Raw genomic sequence first — 23,685 nt, 5'->3', positions numbered from 1 at the left:
CGGCGGTGGTTTCCGCGGGGGCGCTCACTGGGCCGCACCCGCCTGGGGCAGGAACCGTCCGCGATTGGCAAGGACGGCAAGCACCCTGTCGTTCGTGTCCGGGTCCGCAAGCGTAATCCGGACGCCGTCCTTGGCGTAGCCGCGGGCCAGGATGTCGGCCTCACCCAGGGCGGCGAGGACCTGTTCGCGAAGCTCGTCGGACGCGCGGAGCCAATAGAAGTTCGCCTGGCTGTCCGGTACCTCCCAGCCATACCCGCGGAGGGCGTCGATGACCCGGCTGCGTTCCGCCGCCACGCCCTCCGTCCGCTGGAGGATTTCGTCCCCGGCCGCGAGGGAGGCAACCGCGGCGGCCTGCGCCATCCTGTTCACGCCGAACGGCACGGCGGTGCGCCGGAGGCCCTCCGCGATCTGCGGCCGGGCGATAGCGTAGCCGATCCGCAGGCCGGCGAGTCCGTAGGCCTTGGAGAAAGTGCGCAGGATGCAAAGGTTGGGGTACCGGCGGTAGAAATCCAGGGCATCAACGCCGGGTCCGCGCTGGAACTCGATGTAGGCCTCGTCCAGCACCACCAGCACCCTCGGCGGGACGGACTGGAGGAACTCCTCCAGCTGGCCGGCGCTGATGGAGACTCCCGTGGGGTTGTTGGGCGAACACAGGATCACCAGCCGGGTGCGGTCCGTGATGGCGGCCGCCATGGCGGGAAGGTCGTGCTGCTCATTGGCCAGGAGCGGCACGGGCACCGAAACGGCGCCGGCCACCGCCACCAGGATGGGGTAGGCCTCGAAGGAGCGCCACGCGAAGACCACTTCGTCGCCGTGGCCGCACACGGCCGAAATGATCTGCTGGAGCACCCCGGAGCTGCCCGGGCCGGCAGCGATTTCCTCGGCTGCGACCCCGAAATGCCGGGCAATGGCTTCCCGTGCCTCCGGCGCTCCCATGCCGGGGTACCGGTGGATCCGGCCCGCTTCCGCCGAAATCGCCGCCACTACCGACGGCAGGGGAGCGAAGTGGCTCTCGTTGGCGGCCAAGGCGGCCGTCAGGTCAGTCTGCGCGCCCCTGCCTGCCACGTAGGCGGGCAGCTGGGCGACGGCGGCACGGAGTTCCGGCATGGCGGCATCGGGAAGGGTGGTGGTCATGGACAGCATGGTGGGGCAGCGCAGGACGTCTGCGCAACACAGCCGTCCCACACAGGACAGATCAGGCACTCACTTGTCGGGAAAGTGGCAAAATGCTCACTATGCACCACATTGATGCCCTGGACGCCGAGATCCTCCTCACACTCGACCAAGACCCCCAGGCCACAGTCCTCTCACTGTCCCGGACGTTGGGCGTGGCCCGTAACACCGTGCACGCCAGGCTGAGGCGGCTGGTGAACGACGGCAGCCTGGCCCCCTTCAGCCAGCGGGTGCGTACAGCGGCGCTGGGGCTGCCGCTGGTTGCCTTCATCTCGATTTCCATCAGCCAGTCCTCCAGCGACGAGGCCGTGGCGGCACTGCAGACCATCCCGGAAATTATCGAAATGCACGCCACGACCGGGGACGCGGACCTGCTCGCCAAAGTGGCCGCGAAGGACCCGGCCGATCTCCACCGGATCACCAACGCGATGCTGGCCATTGACGGCGTCGTCCGCACCAGCACCGCGATGTCTCTCGTGGAAGTGATGCCCACCCGGACCCTGCCCCTGCTGCGGGCAGCCGCGCGGAAGTAGCGGGACTGCCGTCAGGCGAGCTGGTCCAGGGCGTCGATGAGCGCGTCCACGAATGCGGTCAGGATGGCCGGCTGGGTGCGGCCGGTCATGGTCTGGATCTGGCCCTGGCGTTGCCGCAGCACCGGGTGCTCCAGGGTGACGGTCACCAGGTCCTCCTTGTCCCGCCGGTCCAGCGACAGGCCACCCACCAGCGAAACGCCCACCCCGGCCCGGGCAAACTGGATCACCGGATTGATGTGGTCGCTTTGCAGCGTAATAGTCGGCGTGAGGCTCTCGATCTGCATGGCGAGATCGAACAGTTCCCGCTGGCTGGCGCCCGGGGCAGTCACCGCAAGCTTGTACCGGCACAGGTCCTGCAGGGTAGCTGTGCGCTGGGCCGCCAGCGGATGGTCCGGCGCCACCAGCGCGTATGCAACCGGGGTTGGCATGGAATGTTCCACGGTCACCCTGGACTGCGGCCCCAACGAGAAAACCGCGGCAACATCCGCCTCGCCTTCGGCCACCCGCCGGGTTCCCTCCGAGGAACCCACGACGTCGAGGTGGAATTCGACGTCGTCATGCTGCCGGCTGAAGTTCGCGATCGCGGCCGGGACCCAGACCCGGGCGAAGCCTTCGGCGCAGGCCACCCGCAGCGTGCGGGTCTTCCTTTGCATGGACACCAGCAGTTCTTCGCGCACGGCTGCCCCCTCGGCTTCCGCCCTGCGGACGTAGGCGAGCAGGAGGCGGCCGGCCTCGGTGAGCTCCACACCCCGGGCGTGCCGGTTGAACAGCTGTGTGCCCAGCGATGTTTCCAGCTTGTTGATCTGCCGGCTGATGGCGGATGCCGAGATGTGCAGCCTGTCCGCGGCCTGGGTGAGCGTGCCGTCCTGGGCCACCGCGTCAAAGTACAGCAGCGCTGGGGTAAGCATGTTCACCGCAAAGCCATACCGGTGTCGAGGTTTGCCTTCAAGTCAACGCTCATCGACAAAATGATACTGGTTGTTTGGGATCCGCGGCCCTAATTTGGAACTCACGTTCCAACAGCAAAGGGTGGAGATTGATGCAGCAGCGCGAACAAATCATGGCAGCAGCAGGGGACTATGTGGACTCCGGCAGCTTCCAAGCGGACCTCGGGAGGATCGTCTCCTACCCGTCGGAAAGTTCGACGCCGGAGGGCCGGGTTGCGCTGAAGTCATACCTGGATGAGGTGGTTGAGCCGGCGCTGGCCAGCCTTGGTTGCTCGGTGGCGCGGTTCGACTCCTGGCGGGGCGGGAACAATTCTTTCCTCCTGGCCACCCGGCAGGAGGACCCGGCGCTGCCAACCGTGCTCTGCTACGGGCACGCAGACGTGGTGGACGGGCAGGCGGAAGCCTGGACCAACGGCCGCGGGCCCTGGGTATTGAGCGACGAGGGAGACCGCTGGTACGGCCGGGGCACGGCCGACAACAAAGGCCAGCACTGGATCAACATCGTGGCCTTGCGCCTGCTGCTGGACCAGCGCGGAAGCCTGGGCTTCAACCTGGTGTTCCTGCTGGAGGGAGCCGAGGAAATCGGCTCTCCGGACCTCGCTGATTTCGCACGCGAACACAGAGACGCGCTGCAGGCCGACGTCTTCATCGGATCCGACGGACCGCGCCTCGCTGCCGGCAGCCCCACCGTGTTCCTGGGCGCCCGGGGCGGCGTGACATTCCACCTCACCGCGGACCTTCGCAGCAGCTCCTACCACTCGGGGAACTGGGGCGGCCTCCTGCGCAACCCGGCCACCACCGTGGCCGCCGCGGTGGCTTCCCTGGTGGACGGGCACGGCATTATCAAGCTTCCCGACCTGTTGCCGGCAGGGATCCCGGACTCTGTGGCCGCCGCGCTGGAACTCATCGACGTGGTCTCCAATCCTGGCGATCCGGCGTCGGACCCAACCTGGGGCGACAGCTCCCTGAGTCCGGCCGAACGGCTGTACGCCTGGAATACCCTGGAGGTCCTGGCCCTTGGTGCCGGCAACCCGGCCAAGCCCGTCAACGCCATCCCTGGTTCGGCCCGCGCCACGCTGCAGCTCCGGTTCGTCCCCGGCACCGACACCGCGAACCTGGAATCCGCCGTCAGGCGCCACCTCGATGCCTCGGGATTCGGCATGGTGGAGGTCCAGGTGGGCAGTTCCTTTGCCGCCAGCCGGCTGGACCCGGACAGCCCCTGGGTTGCCTGGGCGCTGGCTTCCCTGGCAAAGACCACCGGGCGCAGTCCTGTCCTGCTGCCGAACATCGGCGGTTCACTGCCCAGCTTTGTGTTCTCGGACGTCCTCGGCTTGCCCACGCTCTGGGTCCCGCATTCCCACCCCGGCTGCCAGCAGCATGCGCCGGACGAGCACCTGCTCAAGTCCGTTGCCCGGGAGGGCCTGCAGGTTGCCGCCGGCCTGTTCTTCGACCTTGCCACCGGCCCCAGCCCGGCGGGCAGTCCGGCGCGCGGCGCCGCCGTTTCCACCAGCTCCGTTTCCTGAAACCCTTGGAGTCTCCATGACTATTCCGCAGCAGAAGAACCAGCCCGGTCCGGCCCAGGACCTTGCGCCGGGCCCGCAGTCCGCCACCCGTGGAATCATCGCCGCCACGATCGGCAACGCGCTCGAATGGTTCGACATCGCCATCTACGCGCTCCTGGCCATCTACATTGGGCGGAACTTTTTCCCAAGCCACGATCCCGCCGTCGAACTCATCCAGGCCTTTGCCGTGTTCGGCGTCTCCTACCTCATCAGGCCGCTGGGCGGACTGGTGCTGGGCTCCTTCGCCGACCGGCACGGGCTGAAGAAGGGGCTGACCGTCACTATCCGGCTGATGGTGCTCGGAACGGCGCTGTTGGCGTTCATGCCCAATTACGGCACGATCGGCATCCTGGCGCCGGTGGGGATTGTCCTGGCGAGGCTTATCCAGGGCTTCTCGGCCGGAGGCGAATTTGGTGCCGCCACCGCCTACCTGATTGCGCAGAACGGCAAGCGCAAGGGGTTCCTGGGGAGCTTCCAGTTCGCCAGCCAGGGACTCGGCAGCCTGATCGCGGCAATCTTCGTGGCCGTCCTGACGACCATCCTTACCGACGCCCAAATGACCGAGTGGGGCTGGCGCATCCCGTTCCTGTTCGGGCTGCTGGTGGGTCCGGCCGGCTTCCTGATCCGGAAGGAGATGAAGGAGGTCCCCGTCCCCAGGGATGCCGGGGATGCGCAGCACTCGCCAATCCGCGAGGTATTTGCCACCCGGAAGACGGGGATGCTGATTGCCGGTGGCGCGCTGGCCGTCTCCACCGCGCTGAACTTCATCCTGCAGTACATGCCGACGTTCGCCATCAAGGAGCTGGGGCTTGAACCCGGTATCGCCTTCACCTCGCTGATCATTACCGGCGTCATCCTGACTTTTGGAACGCCAGTGGTGGGGCACCTCTCGGACCGCTTCGGCCGGCTGGCCATCATGGTGCCCACCGTGATCGTGCTCCTGATCGCCGTCGTCCCACTGTTCCTGTGGGTGATCAGTGCCCGGTCCTTCCTGGTGCTGGCGATGGTGATGACCATCCTGGGCCTGCTCAAGGCGGCCTACTTTGGGGCGCTGCCATCGGTGATGTCCGATTCCTTTGATCCCCGGACCAGGGCAACCGGCCTTTCCTTCAGCTACAACACTGCGGTGGTTGCGTTCGGCGGCTTCACTCCCATGATCGCCGCGTACCTGGTGCAGCAGACGGGCCAGGCCGTGGCGCCAGGCTATTACCTGGCCATCATCGCGCTCATCAGCCTCGCGGCCCTGGCGGCCGGTGTGAAACTGCGCGGCATCAAGTAGCCGCACCAGTCGCCCGCCGGTGGTACGCCGCCGGCGGCGTCAGCCCTGTCCGGCCACCGGCGGCGTCAGCGGGGCGGGCACCAGGGCTTCCAGTCAGCGAACGGAAAGAAACGTAACAGAACAATTTCTCCCATTAGGATCCCGTCAAAGCCTTGACTGAAATTGTCAGGCGCTGATAGACGTTAAGGGCAGAAAGCGTTTCCTCGCAGCAATCCTCCTCAAAATCACTCGTGAGGGGGGCTGTCCCACCGTGAATGAAACGTTCCAAAATGGCTGGGCGGTGCCCTGCTGCCGCCGCATCAAAGGAGATGTTCTTTTGGCAAACCCCTCAATGTATTCCCCGACGCCCCGGACGGGCAGGGCGCCGAAGGCTGCTGCTGCCGCCCTGGCGGCTGCAGCGATTGCCTTCACCGGCCTTCCGGCCGCGGCTGCTGACCCTGCCGCCCCGGCAATTCCCGCAACACCGGCAAGTCCCGGCACCCCGGCAGTCCCTGCTGTCCCGGCAGCGCCGGCAGCGCCGGCAGGGCAGCAGCTGAAGCGGCAGGTGGAGAGCCTTGACCGGGCCCCGGTCGCCGTCCTGACGGACCGGGGCGTCTCGCTGGGCTGGCGGATGCTGGGCCTGGACAAGGACAGCGTGGGCTTCCACGTCATCCGCGACGGCGTCCAGATCACCGATCAACCCGTTCGTGGCACCACCACCTACGTGGACCGCGCAGGCAAGGCGGACTCCACTTACGTCATCAAGACCGTGGGCAACGGCGAGGGGCAGGACAAGCTGAGCGCCGGGTTCAGTCCGCTGGCCCAAAACTACCTGCCCATCAAGCTGGATAAGCCGGCCGACGGCGTCACCCCGGCGGGGCAGGCCTACACCTACAGTGCCAACGACTCGAGCGTGGCAGACTTGGACGGCGACGGCGCCTACGAAATCATCCAGCTGTGGAATCCCTCCAACGCGAAGGACAACTCCCAGTCCGGGTACACCGGGAACGTCTACGTGGACGCCTACAAGATGGACGGCACCAAACTCTGGCGCATCGACCTGGGCCGCAACATCCGCGCCGGTGCCCACTACACCCAGATGCTCGCCTACGACTTCGACGGCGACGGCAAGGCCGAAGTTGCCTTCAAGACCGCGGACGGCACTACGGATGCCGCGGGCACCGTCATTGGCGACCCCGCGGCTGACTACCGCAACAGCGCGGGTTATGTCCTGTCCGGGCCGGAATTCCTCACGGTGTTCAATGGGGCTGCCGGCACCGTCATGGACACCGTTCCCTATGATCCGCCCCGCGGCGCCGTCACCGCCTGGGGAGACGGCTACGGCAACCGCGTGGACCGGTTCCTCAGTGCTGTGGCATACCTCGACGGCGAGCATCCGTCCATGATGTTCAGCCGCGGCTATTACACCCGTACCGTCCTGGTCAGCTATGACCTGGTGAACGGCAAGCTGGCCAAGCGGTGGAAGTTCGATTCCGACGCTGCCGGGGCCGAATACAAGGGCCAGGGCAACCACAACCTCTCCGTGGCGGACGTGGACCAGGACGGCAAGGATGAGTTCGTCTTTGGCTCCATGACCATCGACGACGACGGCAAGCCGCTGTACAACACCAAGCTGGGTCACGGCGACGCCATCCATACCGGCGACCTCGATCCCTCCCGGCCCGGCCTGGAAACGTTCGCGGTGCACGAGGACATGCGGTCGAGTGGAAACCGCGGTGCCACCTTCCGTGACGCCGCCACCGGTGAGGTCCTGTGGAGCATCCCGGCCTTCAAGGACACCGGCCGCGGCGCCACCGGCGACATCGACCCCCGTTTCCCGGGTTCGGAGAGCTGGGCGGTGGGTGGCGACGCCGCGTGGAACTCCACCGTCGGCTACCTGATGTCCACCAAGGGTGAGCGGATTTCCGACAAGATTCCCGCCGCCAACTTCATGGCCTGGTGGGACGGCGACCTGCTGCGGGAGATCGTGGACCACGATTTCGACGCCGTGGCCGGCTATGGCGTGCCCACCATTTCCAAGTGGAATTGGGAAACGGAGTCCAGCGACCGGCTGTTGACCGCCACCGGCGCCCGCACCAACAACTACACCAAGGGCAATCCGTCGCTGCAGGCGGACCTCCTGGGCGATTGGCGCGAAGAGCTGGTGTTCCCGTCGGCTGACAGCACCGAGTTGCGGATTTATACCAGCACCTCACCCACCGACGTCCGGCTCCGCACCCTGATGCACGATCCCATGTACCGGACCGGAGTGGCGCGCGAGACCGTGGGCTACAACCAGCCCCCGCACCCGAGCTTCTTCCTCGGCGAGGGCATGCAGGCCCCGGCCATGCCGGCGGTCTACTACGCGGGCAAGGCCAAGTAGCACGCAGAGGGAAGCGCGGCCGCTCCGCCCCATCCGGGGCGGGGCGGCTGTCTTTTAAGTACTCGGCCGTGGATGCATGATCCGCATTTGGTCCCAGGTCCGCTCCGAGGCCGCAATGCTCCGGGTGGACCGTTCACGGTCCAGGGAGGCCAGTTCGACGGCCACCGCCTGCACTGCGGCAACAGCTCCCGTGAGCGAGGGGAAAAAGCCTGCGCTTTCGGCCGGGACCACGATCTTGTGGATGGCGTGCGCTGCCACGGGCGAACTTGCGGTGTCGGTGATGCTGACGATCCGGGCCCCGAGCTGGTGGGCGATGTCCACGGCGCGGACTGTGCTGTCGTAGACCCGCCAGAGGCTGATGGCAATGACCAGGTCGTCCGGCGTCAGGCGCGCGACGGCATTGGTCAACGCTGCCACATCGGCATCCAGCAGCCGGACGTCATAGCCGGCGATGATGCCGTTGTGCTCCAGCGCCTTGCCCGGAATGGCGTAGCTGCCGGCGGCGATGATGAGGGTCTGCCGCGCACCTGCCATGGCCTCCGCAACGGCGTGGATCACGGCAGGGTCCACGGTCCGCTCCAAGTGGGCCAGATTGGACCGGTCCGTGGTCAGGGATGCCTGCGCGGGGCTGCTTACGTGGCCGTTGTGTTGTGCGGCGATCTCCACGGCGCTCAAAGACGCCAGGAACCGGGAACGGAGTTCGAACTGGAACTCCGCCCAGCCCTTGAACCCGAGCGTCTGGGCGGTCCGGGTCACGGTTGAGGCGTTCGACGACGCCGCGGCGGCTATGTCGCTGACGGAGCCGTAGGAAGCCAGCCGCGGCTGGGAACGGAGGACGCCCAAGACCTGCAGCTGGCGGGCCGCGAGCTTCCGCCCCTGGGCCTGGCTATCGAGCCATTCGGTCAAGGTGGCGCTGTTAACTTCTTGTTTCACCTATTGACCTCCGCAAGTGATGCACGTAACTTCAATCTACATGCACAGATCTGTGCAAATCCTAAAAACTGTACAACTTGGCCCACTTCGGCAGGATTCCCTATGTCTCTCACAGCACGCCTGGACCGGCTCCCACTCAGTCGTCCACACTACAAGCTCCTCCTCATCGGAGGCCTGGGTTACTCCTTTGACGGCATGGACGGCGCCGTGGTGGCCTTCCTGTTGCCGCGCATCCAGGAGATCTGGCGCCTGAGCACCGCAAGCCTGGGCCTGGTGGGCTCGGCAGCGCCGCTGGGCTTCTTCTTCGGTGCCATCCTGTCCGGCTGGCTGGGTGACCGGTTCGGCCGGAAGAAGGTCATGCTGTGGGCGCTTGCCTTCTACTGCGCCATGTCCGTGGTGGCCGCCGTCGCCCCGAACTTCGAAGTCTTCCTTGTTGCCCGGGTCCTGGCGGGACTCGGCGCCGGCGCGGAGAGCGTCATCATCGCCCCGTTCCTTTCGGAGTTCATTCCGCCCAAGCGGCGCGGCTGGTTCATCGGGACCCTGGCCGGGTTCTTTTCGTTCGGCTTCGTGGCCGCGGCGCTCATCGGACGGTTTGTGGTTCCCGTGGGTGACGACGGCTGGCGGTGGGCCCAGGTCATTACCGCCGTCCCCATCCTCCTGCTTCTCTGGTGGCGCCGCAGCCTTCCCGAATCACCCCGCTTCCTCATGAGCCAGGGGCGCGCGGCGGAGGCTGAACAGGTAGTGGAAGGGTTCGAGCAGAAGGTGCTCCGGGCCACCGGCAAGGACCTTCCGGCGGTGGAAGCCGGCGGGGAAGACATCACCAAACACGGGCAGAAGATCAGCATCTGGAACGCCCTGAAGGTCATGTGGTCTCCCGCCCTGCGCCGGAGGACAGCGGTGATCTGGCTGATCTGGTTCGTGATCACCTTCTCCTACTACGGGTTCTTTTCCTGGATCCCCACCCTGCTGGTGGGCCGCGGAATTACCGTCACCAAGAGCTTCGAATACTCCATCATCATCTACCTGGCGCAGATCCCCGGCTACTTCTCCGCGGCCTGGCTGTGCGACCGGATCGACCGCAAGAACACCATCGCCCTGTACCTGGCGGGCTCGGCCCTCAGCGCGTTCTGGCTGAGCCAGTCCAACGATTCAGGGATGATCCTGGTGGCCGCGGCCACGCTGTCCTTCTTCCTCAACGGCACCTACGCCGGGGTTTACGCCTACACACCGGAACTCTTCCCCACCTGGATGCGCGCCACCGGCGTCGGACTGGCAAGCGCGGTAGGGCGCGTGGGCAGCATCCTGGCGCCGTCCATTATCGGTGTGTTCGCCGCAACGCTCGGCTTCGGCGGCGTGTTCACCATGACCACAGTGGTGCTGGCAGTGGGCGTGATCGGAGTCGTCATCTTCGGTACGTCCACGGCGGGCAAATCGCTGGAAGACATCAATGCCCGCACCGAACCCGAGCAGGCAGCCGTGTCGGGAGGCGGCAAGTGACGCAGGACCCGAACCACGCATTCCAGGACATCTTCGACCACCTCCGCCGCGAACCGGGCGTCATCCTGTTCACCGCGCTGCGCTGGCTGCCGGGGCCCTCCGTGCTCCGAAGGGTCTTCACCAGCCACCCGGTGGATTACCCGCTGGGTGCCGAAAAGTCGGTGGAAATCTCCGAAGGCTGGCTTGACGCCGTCATAGCCAAGCGGCATCCTTTCCTCGCTCCCGATACGGCCGCGCTCGGCGAGGTGTTCACGGACGTCGCCCTGATCCAGTCCCTGGGCTGCGGGGCAGTGATCAACATCCCGGTGACAAGCCACGGCGAGGTGGTTGGCGTCCTGGCACTGCTCGACGCCGAGGGACAGTACACCGGCCACAGCCTGGACGCGGCGTCGGCGGCAGTGTCCGCTGCTTCCGAACGGCTCGCCACAGCCTTCATCGATTCAGACCAAACCATCCCGACAGGAAAGGACGCAGTCCTCCCGTGACCCACTCCACCGAACCGCTCGTCATCAGGAACGCCCACGTCCTGGACATCCACGCGGGCACCTTCTCCCTGGCCGACGTCGTCACGTCTGACGGAAAGATCAGTAGCGTTGGGCCTGGCGCGGAAGCGCCGGACAATGCGCGCGTTATCGATGGCACGGGCAAATACGTCATCCCCGGCCTCATCGATGCCCACGTCCACGTGGTGGCTTCCAGCGCGGACTTCCGGTCCTTGACCTGGACGCCCGCCTCCTACGTGTACGCCCAGACCGCCAGGATCATGCAGGGCATGCTGGGCCGGGGCTTCACCACCGTGCGCGACCTCTCGGGCGCCGATTTTGGCCTGGCGAAGGCCCAGGCCGAGGGGCTGCTGGAGGGGCCGAAGCTGCACTTCTGCGGGCGCGCCCTCAGCCAGACCGGTGGCCACGGCGACATGCGCCTTCCCGGCGAGGACCATGAACCCAACGGCCGGGGATGCTGTGGCATCGGGCGGGTGGCGGACGGCGTGGACGCCGTGCGCGCCGCTGCACGCGACGAGCTCCGCAAGGGCGCCCACCACATCAAGATCATGGCGTCCGGAGGGGTGTCCTCCCCGACGGACCGGATCGACTCCACCCAGTACTCACTCGAGGAGATGCGGGCCGCCGTCGAAGAAGCGGAAGCGGCCAACCGCTACGTGGCAGCCCACGCCTACACGGCCCGGGCCATCAACCGCGCCCTCGAATCGGGGGTCAGGTCCATTGAACACGGCAACCTCCTTGACGACGAGAGCCTGCGGCTTTTCCTGGAAAAGGATGCCTTCCTGGTGCCCACCTTGGTGACTTACTGGGCGCTGAAGGAAGAAGGCAAGGAATTTGGCTTGACCGAGGAGATGTGGGCCAAAGTGGATTCAGTCCTCAGCAGTGGCCTGGAAGCCATCGCCCGGGCGCACGAGGCCGGAGTGAAGATGGTGTACGGCTCGGACCTGCTGGGCGGGATGCACCGGCACCAGAACGAGCAGTTCCGGCTGCTGGGCAAGGTCCAGCCGGCCATCGACGCCATCCGGTCCGCGACCACCACCGCCGCCGAACTGCTGGGCCGCCCGGGTGAACTGGGAGTCATCGCCCCCGGAGCGGACGCTGATTTGCTGGTGCTCTCGGCGGACCCGGTGGAGGATATTTCCGTGCTGGCCGATATCGCCGACCACCTGGAATACGTAGTCCAGGATGGGGCCGTCGTCGGCGGACGCGCCTGACGCTCCTGCGAACGGAAACGGGCGACGACGGCACCTGGCCAGGTGCCGTCGTCGCCCGTTATCCGGCGGCGGGGGACTTGTCAGTCCAGGTACCTGCCCACCAGTGCCAGGTTCTGGATCACCGCAAGCCCGAACTGCGCCGTGTCATTGGTGGAGACTGTGGGCGCCTCGTCCACGGGCAGCAGCACGTGGGGTGGTTCGATCCGGCGCAGCGTGAAGGCAGATCCGTGGTTCAGGTGCTCGCCGCCCTCGGTGAAGCTGTCCCAGGCCCGGGCTGCGAGCCCACGATCCTGCAACCGTGCCGCGGCGTACGCCGTCAGCCGGCTGTGCGCCTGCGTCAGATAGACACCCTCGAGGGGCTGTCCGACCGCTTCCACCTGCTCCTCCTTGCTGGCCAGGAACAGGCGGCAGTACTGCAGCCAGGCCCGCTCGAAGTCCGCATCCGGAACCAGGTCCACCAGCTCGCTGCAGATCTCCACCAGCCCGAAGACGGCGCTGAGGTGTGAGACCTGGATCTGTTCCCGGCCAGTGTCGAACCGGCCTTTGTCCAGGTCGTACAGGGCTTCGCCGGTGAGGAAACCGTATTTCAGCGCACCGATGTCCGCCATGGTGCCCAGCAGCCGGTCCCGGGACCACGGGTTTCCGGTGCGCTCCCAGTCGGTGAGCCAGGTGGCGGCCAACGATCCCCAGTCTGTCCCCAGCCCGACGCCCAGGGCGCCCCGGTTGGGCCGGTAGGTGGCAGCATCCGGACGCACCTTGCGGACCGGATCCAGGCCCAGGAAGTTACGGTCGCTGTCCACCAGTTCGCTCAGCAGGTCTCCGGTGCGCTCGTCGGCCGTGAGGTAGTAGTAGAAGCGGCGGTAGGCGGGGGTGCTGATCCGCAGCTGCTTGGCGCTGCAGCCCCAGTGCTGGACGTTGTGCCGGGAACCCAGGCCCTTCCACGGCCCCAGGTGGTACACGTCCACCTCGCCGGTATGCCGGGTCATGGCCTCGGCGAAGCGGAAGATGTCTGCCCGGCCCGACCGCAGGTAGGAATACCACAACCACAGGTCGGGGAGAAGCTCGGAGTTGTCCCACGCGTAGCCGCCCACGTCATAGCGCCACACGTGCCGGTCGAAGTCATACGTGTGCATCACGTCGCCGTAGTTCCAGAACCCGTACCAGCGGCGCTGCTCCCTCTGGCCGGCGTAGAAATCGAAGAGGAAATCCAGCTGGTCCTCCAGCCGGGCACGCGCCGGAGTGCTGCGGTCCACCGGGTCCCAGTCACCGAAGACGCCCACCGAGTGCAGGTATTCCGGCGTGGCCTGCAGCAACGCCGGGGCGGACGCAGCGGCGGCGTCGGCCGCGAGGCTCCCGGTGGAAGGGGTGGCGTCATAGGCGAACAGGGTCAACTCGTGGGTGCGGGCAATCCCGGTGGGATTGCCGAACCCGGGTTCGTAGTCCTCGTAGGTGATCTCGAGCCCCTCGAGCTGCTCCTCGAACGTGTCCTGGCCCAGGCCGTCGTGGTAGAACCGCAGGTCCATGGGCTGGGCTTCCGGGGAGAACAGCCATGCCGTCAGGGTCGCCACACCGGTAGCCGCGCCGCGGATGTCCAGCTGGCCAGGGTGGGACTGCCAGAAATCCTTGATTCCCACGCCCAGGCCGCCGCGGGTGTCGCTCAGCGAGCAGAAGCCTGCCGAGCGGGTGCCGCCTGAGATTCCCACCCAGCCATGGCCGCCGGTGGTCCGCTTGCGCAGTTCGAATCCGTCCGCGTTGAGCTGGGTCAGCGTGTAGTCGCCCCAGGTGGGGATGAGGTGCAACCGGCCCGAGACCTCGGGGTTCCATGCCTCCGTGGGGGGAGTGGCGCGTCCGGCGATCTGCGCCTCCCGTACTTCTGCGCCGGGGTCCCGGCGCAGCCCGGTCAGGCCACGTACGGCCTCGGTGAGGAACCCGCCGTCGGCCCCGGCGATCCGGACGTGCCGGTCATGCAGTTCAGCCTCCAGCGGCACGCTGAACCGGACGCCGAGGCCGGCCAGGAAGTCCTGCTCCGGGTCCCCGTCCCAGATGAAGGAGTGCACCATGCGCACGTTGCGGGCGTTGGCGTGGAAGTAGAGGCGCACCACAAAAGGCAGCCACTCGCGGTGCGCCTTGTCCGGCAGGTCGGGGTTGTGGCGCCCTTCAAGCCGCACTACCGCGCGCACGGGCCCGGCTTGTTCCAGGACGACGGCGGTCACCTCGCCGGTGAAGGCCTTCCGGCCGGCGGTTCCGGCACCTTCGGGAACGCCGTCCTGCAGCAGGCTGACCAGCCGTGCGTCGCGGGCAACGGGCCTGCCGTCCCGGGACAGGCTGCTGAACAGGGTGGATCCGCTGCGGTTGATCACCATCTGCAAGACGCCAGTATCAACTGTCAGCGCGCCGGCATCCTCGGTGACCGTGACGTCCGTACCTTCCGGCGCCTGCCGGCCCGCTGCGGACGGAGTACCGGCGTCGGCCTGCACCCGGTAGGTTCCCGACGGGGTGTCCGTCGCCGGGAGGGCGATTCCCGCCCATTTCAGGGAGCCGTCCGGCCACGTGGCCAACGGCCACGCCTGGCTGGGGAGGGGAGTGCCGGCGGCGTCCGCCACCGAGAGGGCATCAGTGCCGGGCACGGAGCCGCGGGGGAACGGCATGCCCCACGTTGTTCCGCCGCTGATTTCTGCCGGGGCCTGTCCATCGATCCACCTGATGAGGGTGCTGTCCGTCATGTCATCCGATTCCACTGGTGATTGCCGCGCGTAAGGGTCCCGACAGAATGCGGGAAAGCGCTTTCTCAATTAGGACTACAACGTAGTAGACGGCGGAGCCGGATGCAAGGGGTTTCTGCCTGGCGGACCATGCGCCTGGCTGGTGACGGTCATATTTGGTGGGTGTTCGGCTTTCGTGGCCAGGGTCCTGGCGGCCAACGCACCGGCACGTGTCGGCAACCTTGGGTCGGAGAATGCCAAGCTCTCACGCTGATGTCCTGCCGCGGGCGGGAGTGAGGATGGCCGCCGTCCCAGCGGCGGCGGCCATCCGGGCCTGTTAGTCCAGGGGCAGGGTTACCGTCACGCTGGTGCCGCCGCCCGGTGTGGACGCGATCTCCAGTGTCCCGCCGGCTTCCTGGACAGCGACCGCCATGAGCCGCAGCCCGTACCCGTGGTGCCGCCCGCACGTGGCGGCGTCGCGGTCAAAGCCCGTGCCGTCGTCGGCCACCACCAGGCGGATTCCGTGGTCAACGGCCAGCAGTTGGACGGTCACCACGGATGCGCCGGAGAATTTGAACGCGTTGCTGAGGGCTTCCCGTGCCGACTGGTACAGCAGGGAGGCGCAGGCCGCCGGGATCTCGATGCCCCAGTGCGGGGTATCCCAGTGGATCTCGGTTCCATGCTTGCGAAAGGGTGCCGTGAGCCGGTCGATGCAGCCAGCCAGCCCCAGCGTGTGGAAATCCAGCGGCTGAAGGTCGGTCAGCACGCCTCCGACCGTTGTGACTTCGTTGTCCAATGCTGCCTTGGTTCCCATGACTTCCTGCTCCCCAAGCTGGTTTTGTCTGATACCTCCAGCGTGGACCTGAAATGTCTAGGGGGCGCAAGGTTTGCCTCAAGATCGGATCAATTCTGTGCGTGGCACCATGAAGCGAAGGTGGTCTGGGATGGGGGCTTGCAGAACCATGATCGAAATAAGATGAAGGACGTCCCATCTCCTGTACACTGATGGAAGACGAGAGGCCGCCGCCCGGTGCGGTCAAAGGAGATGACGTGACAGTAGCATCCGCAGCGGTACCGCCCGCAAGGTTCAGCGCACAAATCCGCTCCCATGCCCTCCAGACCAGAATCATGGAGCTCATCCTGGAGCGCGGCCTGGATGTTGGCGATGCGCTGCCCACTGAGAGTGAGCTGTCCGCAGAGCTCGGCGTCGGGCGGAACACCGTCCGGGAATCCCTCAAGGTCCTCCAGGCCCTCGGCGTCATCGAAATCCGCCATGGCTTTGGCATGTTCGTGGCACCCAACAACTTCAGTGCCCTGGTTTCCGGGCTGACGTTCCGCGGCCGGCTGTCCCTCCGGCACAAGGGCGAGGAAGCCATGGAGCTCATCGACGTGCGCCAGGCCCTGGAGTCAGGGCTGATTGGGTCAGCCATCGACCTGCTGACGGAGGAACACCTCGCGGACCTGAAGTCCTCGATGGAGGCCATGCAGGCCGCCGCCGCCCAGGGGGAGCCCCTCGCCGAGCACGACGCGGAATTCCACCGGAAGCTCTATGCCCCCCTGAACAACGAGCTCCTGATCAACCTCATGGATGTGTTCTGGCAGGTCTACCGGCAGATCCACGAGGCCCTGGGATCGGGGCCGGTCAACCTGGAGGAACAGGCCCGGATCCACTGGGACATCTACGAGGCCGTTGCCAACAGGGACAAGGCGCTCGCTGCCGAACGCCTGCAGCGCCACTTTGACGGCATCCGCCAAAAACTCAAGGACGTTGCGTCCGCCTAGCGGCGCAAACCCGGATCCCCCACGCTTCCGCGGCAGGCGGCCCTGCGCCGCCCGGCCCGGCTGCCGCGTGCCCTGCTTCAGCCCTTCCTTACGAGAAAGCCCAGCCTTGGAAATCTTTGTCGTCCCTGATGCCGCTGCCACCGGTGTGGTCGCCGCCGGGATTCTTGCCGCCGTCGTCCGCTCCAAGCCTGACGCCGTCCTTGGCGTGGCAACCGGCGGCTCCCCGCTTCCTGCCTATGCAGCCCTCGCGGGCTACCAGCTGGACATGTCCCGGGTCCGCGCGTTCGCCCTGGACGAGTACGTCGGGCTGCCTGCCGGACACCCGCAGAGCTATGGCGAGGTGGTGCGGCGGGAGGTGACCGAACCGCTTGGAATGGACCCGGCGCTCGTTCGGGTACCAGCCGGCAACGCGGCGGATCCCCGGCAGGCAGCCGACGACTACGACGCTGCCATCCGTGCTGCCGGCGGGGTGGACGTGCAGCTCCTGGGCATCGGGCACAACGGGCATCTTGCCTTCAACGAACCCGGATCCGCTTTCTCCTCCCGCACCCGGGTGGAGGTCCTGGCCGAACGCACGCGTGCCGCCAACGCCCGGTACTTCACGTCCGAATCCGATGTGCCGCGCCGGTGCATCACGCAGGGACTCGGGACCATCCTCGAGGCCCGGCACCTGCTCCTGGTGGTGGCCGGAACGGATAAAGCCGCCATCCTCGCCCGCGCCCTGCACGGCGAGGTCTCGGTGGAATGCCCCGCATCCGTGCTGCAAATGCACCAGCACGTGACGGTGGTGGCAGACGAAACCGCGGCGGCACAGCTGGCTCCCGGAAGAGGCCAGGTTCCCGTGCGCCTTCCGGGGGAGGCTGTTGGCGTCTAGGACGGACCAGGTGTGTCCCGGCCGCCACGGCAAGATCCTGCTCGGCCCCCAGCCCACTGCTGCGACACGATGGCAAAGCAAAAGGGCGCCTACCGGCACGGTGTACCGTGCAGGGAGATCAACAGCCTGAGGGGGCAGCGCTTGAATATCACCGGGTCCGTCACAGCCGCGTGTCCGGCGCATGCAGACCTCCGCCGGGGGCGTCCATGAACGCCAAACGGCAGGCGGAGCCCCTGACGTTGTTCTGGAAACTCATCATCACCCTCTCCGCCGTGGTGGGCGTGGGTACTTGCGCGGGACTTTGGCTTATTTACACGCAGTTCCTGATGCCAAACCCCGGGACCATGGCAGTGCTGGAGCGGCAGCTGACCAAGAGCGACGCAATCCCGGCCATCCAGGACGAGGACGGGGAAGCGGTCATCCGCGAAACCCGGAAGCTCGCCTCCTATGAGTCCATGGCCTACTATGCCGCCCCGGCCAAGACGTCCGGCGTCGCATGCCTGGTGGGGAAGTACGACCTGGACCAGGTGTCCTACTGGGAAGCCTGCGACTACATCCCCGACGGCCGGGACATCCTGGCGAAAGTGCAGGACCCCGACGGCAGGGACATTCTCTTCGTTCCCGACCAGTTCGACCACGGTCCGATGGAACGGGACGGCTGGGTGACCCTGCACCGGAACCTGCTGGTCATGCCCCTCACTGAGCCGCGGCAGCACCAAGCTCCCGAACTGCTGACCCGCAACGCAACCCTGCAAAAGACCGGTTAGCCGCGGTCAGGCCAAGGCGTCCACGAACCAGCCGGTGAGGGTGGCGGGGTGCGTTATTGCCGTGCCCACCACCACCGCGAAGGCGCCGGCGTCGAGGGCCTGCCGGGCTTGTGCAGGCGAATGGACACGGCCCTCGGCAATCAGCGGGACACCGAAACCGGCCGCTGCGATGTCCGCCAGCAACTCCAGGTCCGGGCCCTGGGTCTTGGGGCGCTCGCCGGTGTAGCCGGCCAAGGTGGTTCCGATGAGGTCCGCGCCGGCCTCGACGGCGGCGGACGCGTCCTGGAGCGAACCACAGTCCGCCATGACCAGCACGTGGGATTCCTGGTGGATCCCGGCGACAGTCTGCGCCAGGGTGAGGCCGTCCGGCCGGTTACGGCGGGTCCCGTCCACCGCCACCACGTGGGCGCCGGCGTTGGCCACGGCCAAAGCGTGCCTGAGCGTGGGCGTGATGAAGACCCCGTCATGCCCGTCCTTCCAGAGCCCAATGACCGGAACCTCGACGGCGGCACGCGTGTGCTGGATATCGGCCAGGCCCTGAACGCGGACCGCGGCGGCGCCGCCGATCACAGCGGAGGCAGCCACCTGGGCGGTGGTGCGGGGATCCCGCATGGGTTCGCCGGGGTAGGCCTGGCAGGACACGATGAGCCGGCCCCGCAGGGATTGCAGGGCTTCGGGGGACAGGATCATGGAGTGCTTCCTTGGCTGGTGTGGAGGGGCAGGAGGACCAGGCGGGCCGCGCCCACCAGGGCAGCGGCATTGCCCAGGGCCGCGGGTACCACCGGCAGGTCTCCAAGCGCCGGCAGCAGTTCGGCACGGAGCGCCAGCCGCATGGGCTTCCACCACGGCTCCCCGGCATCGGCCAGGCCGCCGGAGATCACGACGATTTCGGGATCGAGGATGTTGGCCAGGCCGCCCACCGCCTGGCCGGCAGCCGCGGCGGAGGCGTGGAGGGCCTTGGCGGCGGTGGTGTCACCCGCGCGGGCCAAGGCGAACACACCGCGGGCGTCGCGGGCAGGGGCGGTGCCACCCAGCCGAAGGTAGGCCTCCAGGAGGGCCGGGCCGGAGGCGATCGCTTCGACGTGCCCTGACCCGCCGCAGACACACGCCAGCGCAACGCCGCCGTGGTACGCATGCGGTGAGGCGAAATGGCCCACATGGCCACCGGCATGCCGGTGTCCAAGGACCGGCCGGCCGTCCACCACAAAACTGCCGCCCACGCCCGTGCCGAAGGCCACCAGCAACGAACTTGCAGTCCCTGCGGCTGCTCCGGTCCAGGCCTCACCCAGGGCGTGGGCGTGGACATCGTTCACCGCCCGGACGGACGACGCCGGCAGGTCCAGCCGGGCGGCCAGGCCTGCGGTCAGTGCCGTCCCGGCCCAGCCCCGGATGGCATCCGTGGCCGAGACCACCACGCCGCGGGCGGAATCGATCACCCCGGCGGAGCCGATACCAACACGTGCCACGGCCAGGCCCTCCTTGTGGGCCCGGCCAACCAACGCGGTCACCAGCGCAGCAGTGGCATCGAGGATGGCGGCCCCGCCGTCACGGTTCAGCGTGGGGATGGTCTCCGAAAACAGGACCTCCCCGGCGGCAGAGACCACTCCCGCTGCAGTCTTGGTACCGCCAAGATCAACCCCAACGGCGTACATCACCAGGGTTCTACACCAGGCCGTTGCGTTCGAGGATGACCTTGATCGCGGTGGTCTCTTCTTCGTTCAACGCCTGCATGGGTGCGCTCATGGTGTTGGATTCGATGACGCCCATGATCTGCAGCGCCGTCTTGAAGGCACCCAACCCGGCCGCCCCTCCGGAGACCCGTCCGTTGGGGGTGTAGACGATCTCGAAGAGGTCGGCCAGGCGGTCTTGTTCGGCGGCGGCTTTCGCCCAGTCGCCGGAAGCTGCAGCGTCCACCAGGTTGCGGTAGCCGCGGGGATCCACGTTGCCCAGGCCCGGAACCACGCCTTGTGCGCCGCCGAGCAGGGCACCGTCCACCACCACTTCGTGTCCGGTGAAGATGTCGAAGTTGTCGATGCCACGGGCGGCGAGCAGGAGCTGGCGGAAGGCGACGTCGTCCCCGGAGGAGTCCTTGACGCCGGCGATGACGCCGTCGCGGCCCAGCCGGACCAGCAGGTCGGTGGGGAGCTTGAAATGGGTGCGCACAGGGACGTCGTAGGCGAAGACCGGGGCGTCAACGGCTGCATGGATGCTCCGGAAATGCGTTTCGGTTTCCTCGGCGTTGCCGATCGCGTAGTACATGGAGGTGACCACGATGGCATCCGCGCCAAGGTCCACCACCCGCTTGGCTTCCTCGATGACGCGGTTGGTGGTCTGTTCGTTGGCGCCCACGATCAGCGGCACGCGGGCTGCGCCAGCAGCAGAATTCGCCTCGGCGATGGTGCTGACCACCTGTGCGCGTTCGGCGTTGGTCATGTAGGGCACCTCCGCTGAGGAGCCCAGGACGAAGAGCCCGGACACGCCGCCGTCGAGCAGGTGCTTGGTGAGGTTCTGCAGCGAGGCGGTGTCGATGCTGCCGTCTGCGTGGCGGGGGGTGACGACAGGGGGAATGACGCCCGAGAACTGGGAAGACACGGAAAACTCCAATGCGTGGTTGTAAGAGGTGGGGTTGAAAATTTCAGGTGTGCAGCAAACTGGGCGCGGCACCGAGGAGTTTGCGGGTGTAGTCGTTCCGGGGGGTGTCGAACACCTGGGCCGCCGGTCCTTCCTCCACGATTTCGCCGAAGTACATGACGCAGATGCGGTCGGAAACGTAGCGGACGGTCTGGATGTCGTGGGAGATGAACACCATGCCCAGGTTCAGTTGGGTCTTCAGGTCCGAGAGCAGGTTCAGCACCTGGGCGCGGACGGACACGTCCAGCGCCGAGGTGGGTTCGTCGGCAACGATGATGTCCGGGTCCAGGGCCAAGGCCCTGGCGATGGCAACACGCTGGCGTTGCCCGCCGGAAACCTGCGACGGCGTTACTTCCGCCGCGGAGGCTGGCAGCCCTACCAGCGCCAGGAGTTCCTTGACTTTGGCGGCCCGGGACGCGGCGTTGCCGATGCCGTGGACCTGGAGCGGGTCGGTCAGGATGTCCTGGATGGTCATGCGCGGGTTCAGTGCCGTGGCGGGGTCCTGGAAGACGACGGAGACGGCGCGGCCAAACTCCTTTCGCATGGCGGCGTTGCGTTTGATGGCCGGTTTGCCGTGGAACAGCACCTCGCCGGATGTGGGCGCCTGCAGCCCCACCAGGACCGAGGCCAGGGTGGACTTGCCGCACCCGGATTCGCCAACGATGCCCACCGTTTCGCCGCGGCTGATGGTGAAGTCAACCCCGTTGACGGCCTTGACGATGTTGGGCCGGAAGAGCCCCCCGGTGCGTGCGCGGTGATGGACCTTTACGTCCTTGAGTTCGATGACCGGTTTGCCGGTGGATACGCTCACTTGGCGTCCTCCTTAAGGTGGCTGGCCCAGTAATGGTCCGAGTCCCCGCCCACGGCGGTGAGGACCAGTGCCTGGTTGGGGTCGGCATCGCTGCGCAGCGACCGGGGTGCGAAGCGGTCGCCGCTGGCGAAATCCTGGGGCGAAGGCACGGTGCCGGGGATCTGGTGGAGGCGGGCAGCGTCCGCTTCGATGGAGAGCACGGCACCCAGCAGACCGCGGGTGTATTCGTGTTTCGGGTTCCGCAGCAGTTCGGAGGCGTGGGCGGATTCAACCACCTGGCCGGCGTACATCACCGTGATCCGGTGGGCCAGCGAGGCCACCAGCGCCAGGTCGTGGCTGACGAACACCATGGCGAAGCCCAGCTGCTCCCGCAGTTCGTTGAGCAGGTCCACCACCTGCTTCTGGACCGTAACGTCCAGTGCGGTGGTTGGTTCGTCTGCCACCACGATCTTGGGCGAGCGGGAGAGCGCCATGGCGATCAGGACGCGCTGGCGCTGGCCGCCCGAGGCTCGTGGGGGTAGCTGGCCAGGGTGCGGACGGGGTCCAGTTTGACCATCTCCAGCAGTTCGGCCGGTGTCTTCCGGCCGCCGCGGCGGGTCAGCTGCGTCATCTGGTCCTTGATCTTCATGGACGGGTTCAGCGAGCTGAGCGCGTCCTGGTAGACCATGGCGATCTGTTCGCCGCGAAGCCCCTGGTAGGCCTTGACGTTGCTGTGCCCGGTTTTTGGATCCAGCAGTTCCTTGCCGTCGAAGGTGATGGAACCGGTGATCTTCGCTGTCTTGGGCAGCAGGCCCATGATGGCCAGCGACGTGATGGACTTGCCGCAGCCGGATTCACCCACCAGGCCCATGGTTTCGCCTTCGCGGACGGTGAAGGAGACGTTGTCCACGATGGCTGTGTCACCGAAGCGGCCGGGGAACCGGATGGACAGGTTCCTGACTTCCAGGACGGTGCGGGTGTTGGCGGGAACCTGGGGCAGCCGGTCGGTGCGGGTGGCCTCGACGGCGGCGAGGAGTTCCAGCTCGCGGTCCAGCAGGGCGTGCGGGGTGGCGGCCGCCGCGCGGCGGCCGGTCAGCAGGGCGGAATGGGCCAGCTCGCGCTCGCCGGCATTCGCAGTTGTTGCCTCGCGGACGCCGTCGAGCCGTGTTCCTCCACGACTGAGGGTTGCGCAACCGAGGTGGCCACCTCGGTGTCCACCGCGGCGCCGGCCGCGCCGGCCACCGATGCCGCGGCGCCGTCGTCGTCCTTCACCGCAGGTGCCTTGCGGAGCCGCGGGTTCACCATGGCATCGGTGAGTCCTTCGGCCAGGATGTTCAGCGCCAGCACGGTCAGCAGGATGGTGAGGCCGGCGAAAGTGGTGGCCCACCACCCGCCGGAGAGGACCAGGTTGCGGCCGTAGGAGATCACATTGCCCCACGACGGGGCCGGATCCTGCACGCCGGCGCCCAGGAAGGACAGCGAGGCTTCGAGGATGATCGCGTCGGCCACCATCACCGTGGCGAACACCAGGACGGGGGCCGCGGTGTTGCGCACGATGTGCTTGGCCAGGATGTAGAAGCGGCCGGCGCCGATGACCCGTTCCGCCCGGACGTAGTCCTCGCCGTACTGGGCGAGCACGTTGGCGCGGACCACCCGGGCCAGCTGCGGGGTGTAGATGATGGCGATGGCCACGATGATGGTGGGCACCGAGTTGCCGAATGCCGCCAGCAGGACCGCCGCCAGGGCGATGCCCGGGAACGCCATGAGGATGTCCATGAGGCGCATGAGCAGTTCGTTCACGGCTTTGCTGGATGTCGCGGCGAGCGAGCCGAGGAACGCGCCGGCGAGGACCGCCAGTGCCACGGCGCCTAGGCCGATCATCAGCGAGGACTGGGAACCGTAGAGCAGGCGGGAGAAGATGTCGCGGCCCAGCCGGTCGGTGCCGAAGAAGTGCTCGGCGCCGGGAGGCGTGGCCGGCAGGAAGGTCTCCAGCGGGTCGTGCGGTGCCAGGACCGGGGCGAAGAGGGCCGCGAGGGCGATCACCACCAGGAAGGAGAGGGCCAGGCGGGAGCCCCAGGGCAGGGCCTTGAAGCGAAGTCCGGGGGCGCTCAGACGTTCAGCGAGTTTGCTGCGCAT

At 67.1% G+C, this 23,685-nt stretch carries 19 protein-coding genes and 1 pseudogene; 10 read left to right on the top strand and 10 right to left on the bottom strand.

The features are described from left to right. Positions 1-24 precede the first annotated feature (24 nt). Positions 25-1,143, bottom strand: coding sequence for a histidinol-phosphate transaminase (gene hisC / locus ACX5I6_RS02305; RefSeq protein ID WP_461841652.1), 1,119 nt, complete (start codon positions 1,141-1,143; stop codon positions 25-27). An 83-nt stretch (positions 1,144-1,226) separates the two neighbouring features. Between hisC and ACX5I6_RS02300 the strand changes: the two genes are divergently transcribed. Next, the gene (locus ACX5I6_RS02300; RefSeq protein WP_461839325.1) at positions 1,227-1,706 is read left to right on the top strand and encodes an Lrp/AsnC family transcriptional regulator; all 480 of its coding nucleotides are present in this window, start codon (positions 1,227-1,229) and stop codon (positions 1,704-1,706) included. 11 nt (positions 1,707-1,717) lie between these two features. On the opposite strand, the gene ACX5I6_RS02295 is transcribed toward ACX5I6_RS02300, so the two are convergent. Further along, positions 1,718-2,614, bottom strand: coding sequence for a LysR family transcriptional regulator (locus ACX5I6_RS02295; protein ID WP_461841651.1), 897 nt, complete (start codon positions 2,612-2,614; stop codon positions 1,718-1,720). A 131-nt stretch (positions 2,615-2,745) separates the two neighbouring features. Between ACX5I6_RS02295 and ACX5I6_RS02290 the strand changes: the two genes are divergently transcribed. The 3 genes from ACX5I6_RS02290 (at position 2,746) to ACX5I6_RS02280 (ending at position 7,856) form a co-directional block, all read left to right on the top strand. Then, complete coding sequence (locus ACX5I6_RS02290) at positions 2,746-4,176, top strand: M20 family metallopeptidase (protein ID WP_461839324.1); 1,431 nt, start codon at positions 2,746-2,748, stop codon at positions 4,174-4,176. Between the two features lie 16 nt (positions 4,177-4,192). Beyond that, complete coding sequence (locus ACX5I6_RS02285) at positions 4,193-5,494, top strand: MFS transporter (RefSeq protein ID WP_461839323.1); 1,302 nt, start codon at positions 4,193-4,195, stop codon at positions 5,492-5,494. Positions 5,495-5,825: 331 nt separating this feature from the next. Next, positions 5,826-7,856, top strand: a complete 2,031-nt coding sequence (locus ACX5I6_RS02280; protein WP_461841650.1) for a rhamnogalacturonan lyase — start codon at positions 5,826-5,828, stop codon at positions 7,854-7,856. A gap of 54 nt (positions 7,857-7,910) precedes the next feature. Here ACX5I6_RS02280 and ACX5I6_RS02275 read toward each other — a convergent pair whose 3' ends face one another. Further along, a complete protein-coding gene (locus ACX5I6_RS02275) occupies positions 7,911-8,789 on the bottom strand; it encodes a MurR/RpiR family transcriptional regulator (RefSeq protein WP_461839322.1) in 879 nt (292 codons plus the stop codon). Positions 8,790-8,891: 102 nt separating this feature from the next. Here ACX5I6_RS02275 and ACX5I6_RS02270 point away from each other — a divergent pair, with 102 nt between their 5' ends. From ACX5I6_RS02270 to ACX5I6_RS02260, 3 genes are read left to right on the top strand one after another with little or no spacing between them, the layout of a single operon-like run. Further along, positions 8,892-10,286 (top strand): MFS transporter, encoded by a 1,395-nt coding sequence (locus ACX5I6_RS02270; RefSeq protein ID WP_461839321.1) that lies wholly within the window; start codon positions 8,892-8,894, stop codon positions 10,284-10,286. After that, positions 10,283-10,771 (top strand): GAF domain-containing protein, encoded by a 489-nt coding sequence (locus ACX5I6_RS02265; RefSeq protein ID WP_461839320.1) that lies wholly within the window; start codon positions 10,283-10,285, stop codon positions 10,769-10,771. The genes ACX5I6_RS02270 and ACX5I6_RS02265 overlap by 4 nt, the downstream gene beginning before the upstream one ends. Then, complete coding sequence (locus tag ACX5I6_RS02260) at positions 10,768-12,003, top strand: metal-dependent hydrolase family protein (protein ID WP_461839319.1); 1,236 nt, start codon at positions 10,768-10,770, stop codon at positions 12,001-12,003. Before ACX5I6_RS02265 ends, ACX5I6_RS02260 begins: the two co-directional genes overlap by 4 nt. Before the next feature lie 80 nt (positions 12,004-12,083). Here ACX5I6_RS02260 and ACX5I6_RS02255 read toward each other — a convergent pair whose 3' ends face one another. Next, positions 12,084-14,726, bottom strand: a complete 2,643-nt coding sequence (locus ACX5I6_RS02255; RefSeq protein ID WP_461839318.1) for an exo-rhamnogalacturonan lyase family protein — start codon at positions 14,724-14,726, stop codon at positions 12,084-12,086. Positions 14,727-15,042: 316 nt separating this feature from the next. After that, the gene (locus ACX5I6_RS02250; RefSeq protein ID WP_461839317.1) at positions 15,043-15,519 is read right to left on the bottom strand and encodes a sensor histidine kinase; all 477 of its coding nucleotides are present in this window, start codon (positions 15,517-15,519) and stop codon (positions 15,043-15,045) included. Positions 15,520-15,755: 236 nt separating this feature from the next. Between ACX5I6_RS02250 and ACX5I6_RS02245 the strand changes: the two genes are divergently transcribed. The 3 genes from ACX5I6_RS02245 to ACX5I6_RS02235 all read left to right on the top strand — a co-directional run bounded on the left by ACX5I6_RS02245 (position 15,756) and on the right by ACX5I6_RS02235 (position 18,128). After that, the gene (locus ACX5I6_RS02245) at positions 15,756-16,487 is read left to right on the top strand and encodes a FadR/GntR family transcriptional regulator (protein WP_018760909.1); all 732 of its coding nucleotides are present in this window, start codon (positions 15,756-15,758) and stop codon (positions 16,485-16,487) included. 106 nt (positions 16,488-16,593) lie between these two features. After that, a complete protein-coding gene (locus ACX5I6_RS02240) occupies positions 16,594-17,361 on the top strand; it encodes a glucosamine-6-phosphate deaminase (RefSeq protein WP_461839316.1) in 768 nt (255 codons plus the stop codon). A gap of 206 nt (positions 17,362-17,567) precedes the next feature. Then, complete coding sequence (locus ACX5I6_RS02235) at positions 17,568-18,128, top strand: hypothetical protein (RefSeq protein WP_461839315.1); 561 nt, start codon at positions 17,568-17,570, stop codon at positions 18,126-18,128. 6 nt (positions 18,129-18,134) lie between these two features. Here ACX5I6_RS02235 and ACX5I6_RS02230 read toward each other — a convergent pair whose 3' ends face one another. The 5 genes and pseudogenes from ACX5I6_RS02230 to ACX5I6_RS02210 all read right to left on the bottom strand — a co-directional run bounded on the left by ACX5I6_RS02230 (position 18,135) and on the right by ACX5I6_RS02210 (position 23,685). Further along, on the bottom strand, positions 18,135-18,818 hold the full coding sequence (locus ACX5I6_RS02230) for an N-acetylmannosamine-6-phosphate 2-epimerase (RefSeq protein ID WP_461839314.1): 684 nt from the start codon (positions 18,816-18,818) through the stop codon (positions 18,135-18,137). Beyond that, positions 18,815-19,780 (bottom strand): ROK family protein, encoded by a 966-nt coding sequence (locus ACX5I6_RS02225; protein WP_461839313.1) that lies wholly within the window; start codon positions 19,778-19,780, stop codon positions 18,815-18,817. The genes ACX5I6_RS02230 and ACX5I6_RS02225 overlap by 4 nt, the downstream gene beginning before the upstream one ends. Before the next feature lie 10 nt (positions 19,781-19,790). Then, positions 19,791-20,720 (bottom strand): dihydrodipicolinate synthase family protein, encoded by a 930-nt coding sequence (locus ACX5I6_RS02220; RefSeq protein WP_461839312.1) that lies wholly within the window; start codon positions 20,718-20,720, stop codon positions 19,791-19,793. A 43-nt stretch (positions 20,721-20,763) separates the two neighbouring features. Then, positions 20,764-21,570 carry an ATP-binding cassette domain-containing protein gene (locus ACX5I6_RS02215; protein ID WP_285319683.1) on the bottom strand — a complete coding sequence of 269 codons (807 nt, stop codon included), beginning with the start codon at positions 21,568-21,570 and terminating at the stop codon, positions 20,764-20,766. Continuing rightward, a pseudogene (locus ACX5I6_RS02210) lies at positions 21,567-23,685 on the bottom strand (dipeptide/oligopeptide/nickel ABC transporter permease/ATP-binding protein). The gene ACX5I6_RS02215 and the pseudogene ACX5I6_RS02210 overlap by 4 nt, the downstream one beginning before the upstream one ends.

Source organism: Arthrobacter sp. MMS24-T111, assembly GCF_054888995.1.
The sequence above is the reverse complement of the archived record's forward strand: the minus strand, read 5'-3'. Positions and strand labels throughout refer to the sequence as shown.

Bases quoted from the DNA above. Each gene is read 5' to 3' on its own strand.
- ACX5I6_RS02250 (WP_461839317.1), bottom strand. From the start codon at position 15,519: ATGGGAACCAAGGCAGCATTGGACAACGAAGTCACAACGGTCGGAGGC.
- ACX5I6_RS02235 (WP_461839315.1), top strand. From the start codon at position 17,568: ATGAACGCCAAACGGCAGGCGGAGCCCCTGACGTTGTTCTGGAAACTC.
- ACX5I6_RS02295 (WP_461841651.1), bottom strand. From the start codon at position 2,614: ATGCTTACCCCAGCGCTGCTGTACTTTGACGCGGTGGCCCAGGACGGC.
- ACX5I6_RS02285 (WP_461839323.1), top strand. From the start codon at position 4,193: ATGACTATTCCGCAGCAGAAGAACCAGCCCGGTCCGGCCCAGGACCTT.
- ACX5I6_RS02280 (WP_461841650.1), top strand. From the start codon at position 5,826: ATGTATTCCCCGACGCCCCGGACGGGCAGGGCGCCGAAGGCTGCTGCT.
- ACX5I6_RS02270 (WP_461839321.1), top strand. From the start codon at position 8,892: ATGTCTCTCACAGCACGCCTGGACCGGCTCCCACTCAGTCGTCCACAC.
- ACX5I6_RS02230 (WP_461839314.1), bottom strand. From the start codon at position 18,818: ATGATCCTGTCCCCCGAAGCCCTGCAATCCCTGCGGGGCCGGCTCATC.
- ACX5I6_RS02225 (WP_461839313.1), bottom strand. From the start codon at position 19,780: ATGTACGCCGTTGGGGTTGATCTTGGCGGTACCAAGACTGCAGCGGGA.
- ACX5I6_RS02255 (WP_461839318.1), bottom strand. From the start codon at position 14,726: ATGACGGACAGCACCCTCATCAGGTGGATCGATGGACAGGCCCCGGCA.
- ACX5I6_RS02290 (WP_461839324.1), top strand. From the start codon at position 2,746: ATGCAGCAGCGCGAACAAATCATGGCAGCAGCAGGGGACTATGTGGAC.
- hisC (WP_461841652.1), bottom strand. From the start codon at position 1,143: ATGCTGTCCATGACCACCACCCTTCCCGATGCCGCCATGCCGGAACTC.
- ACX5I6_RS02300 (WP_461839325.1), top strand. From the start codon at position 1,227: ATGCTCACTATGCACCACATTGATGCCCTGGACGCCGAGATCCTCCTC.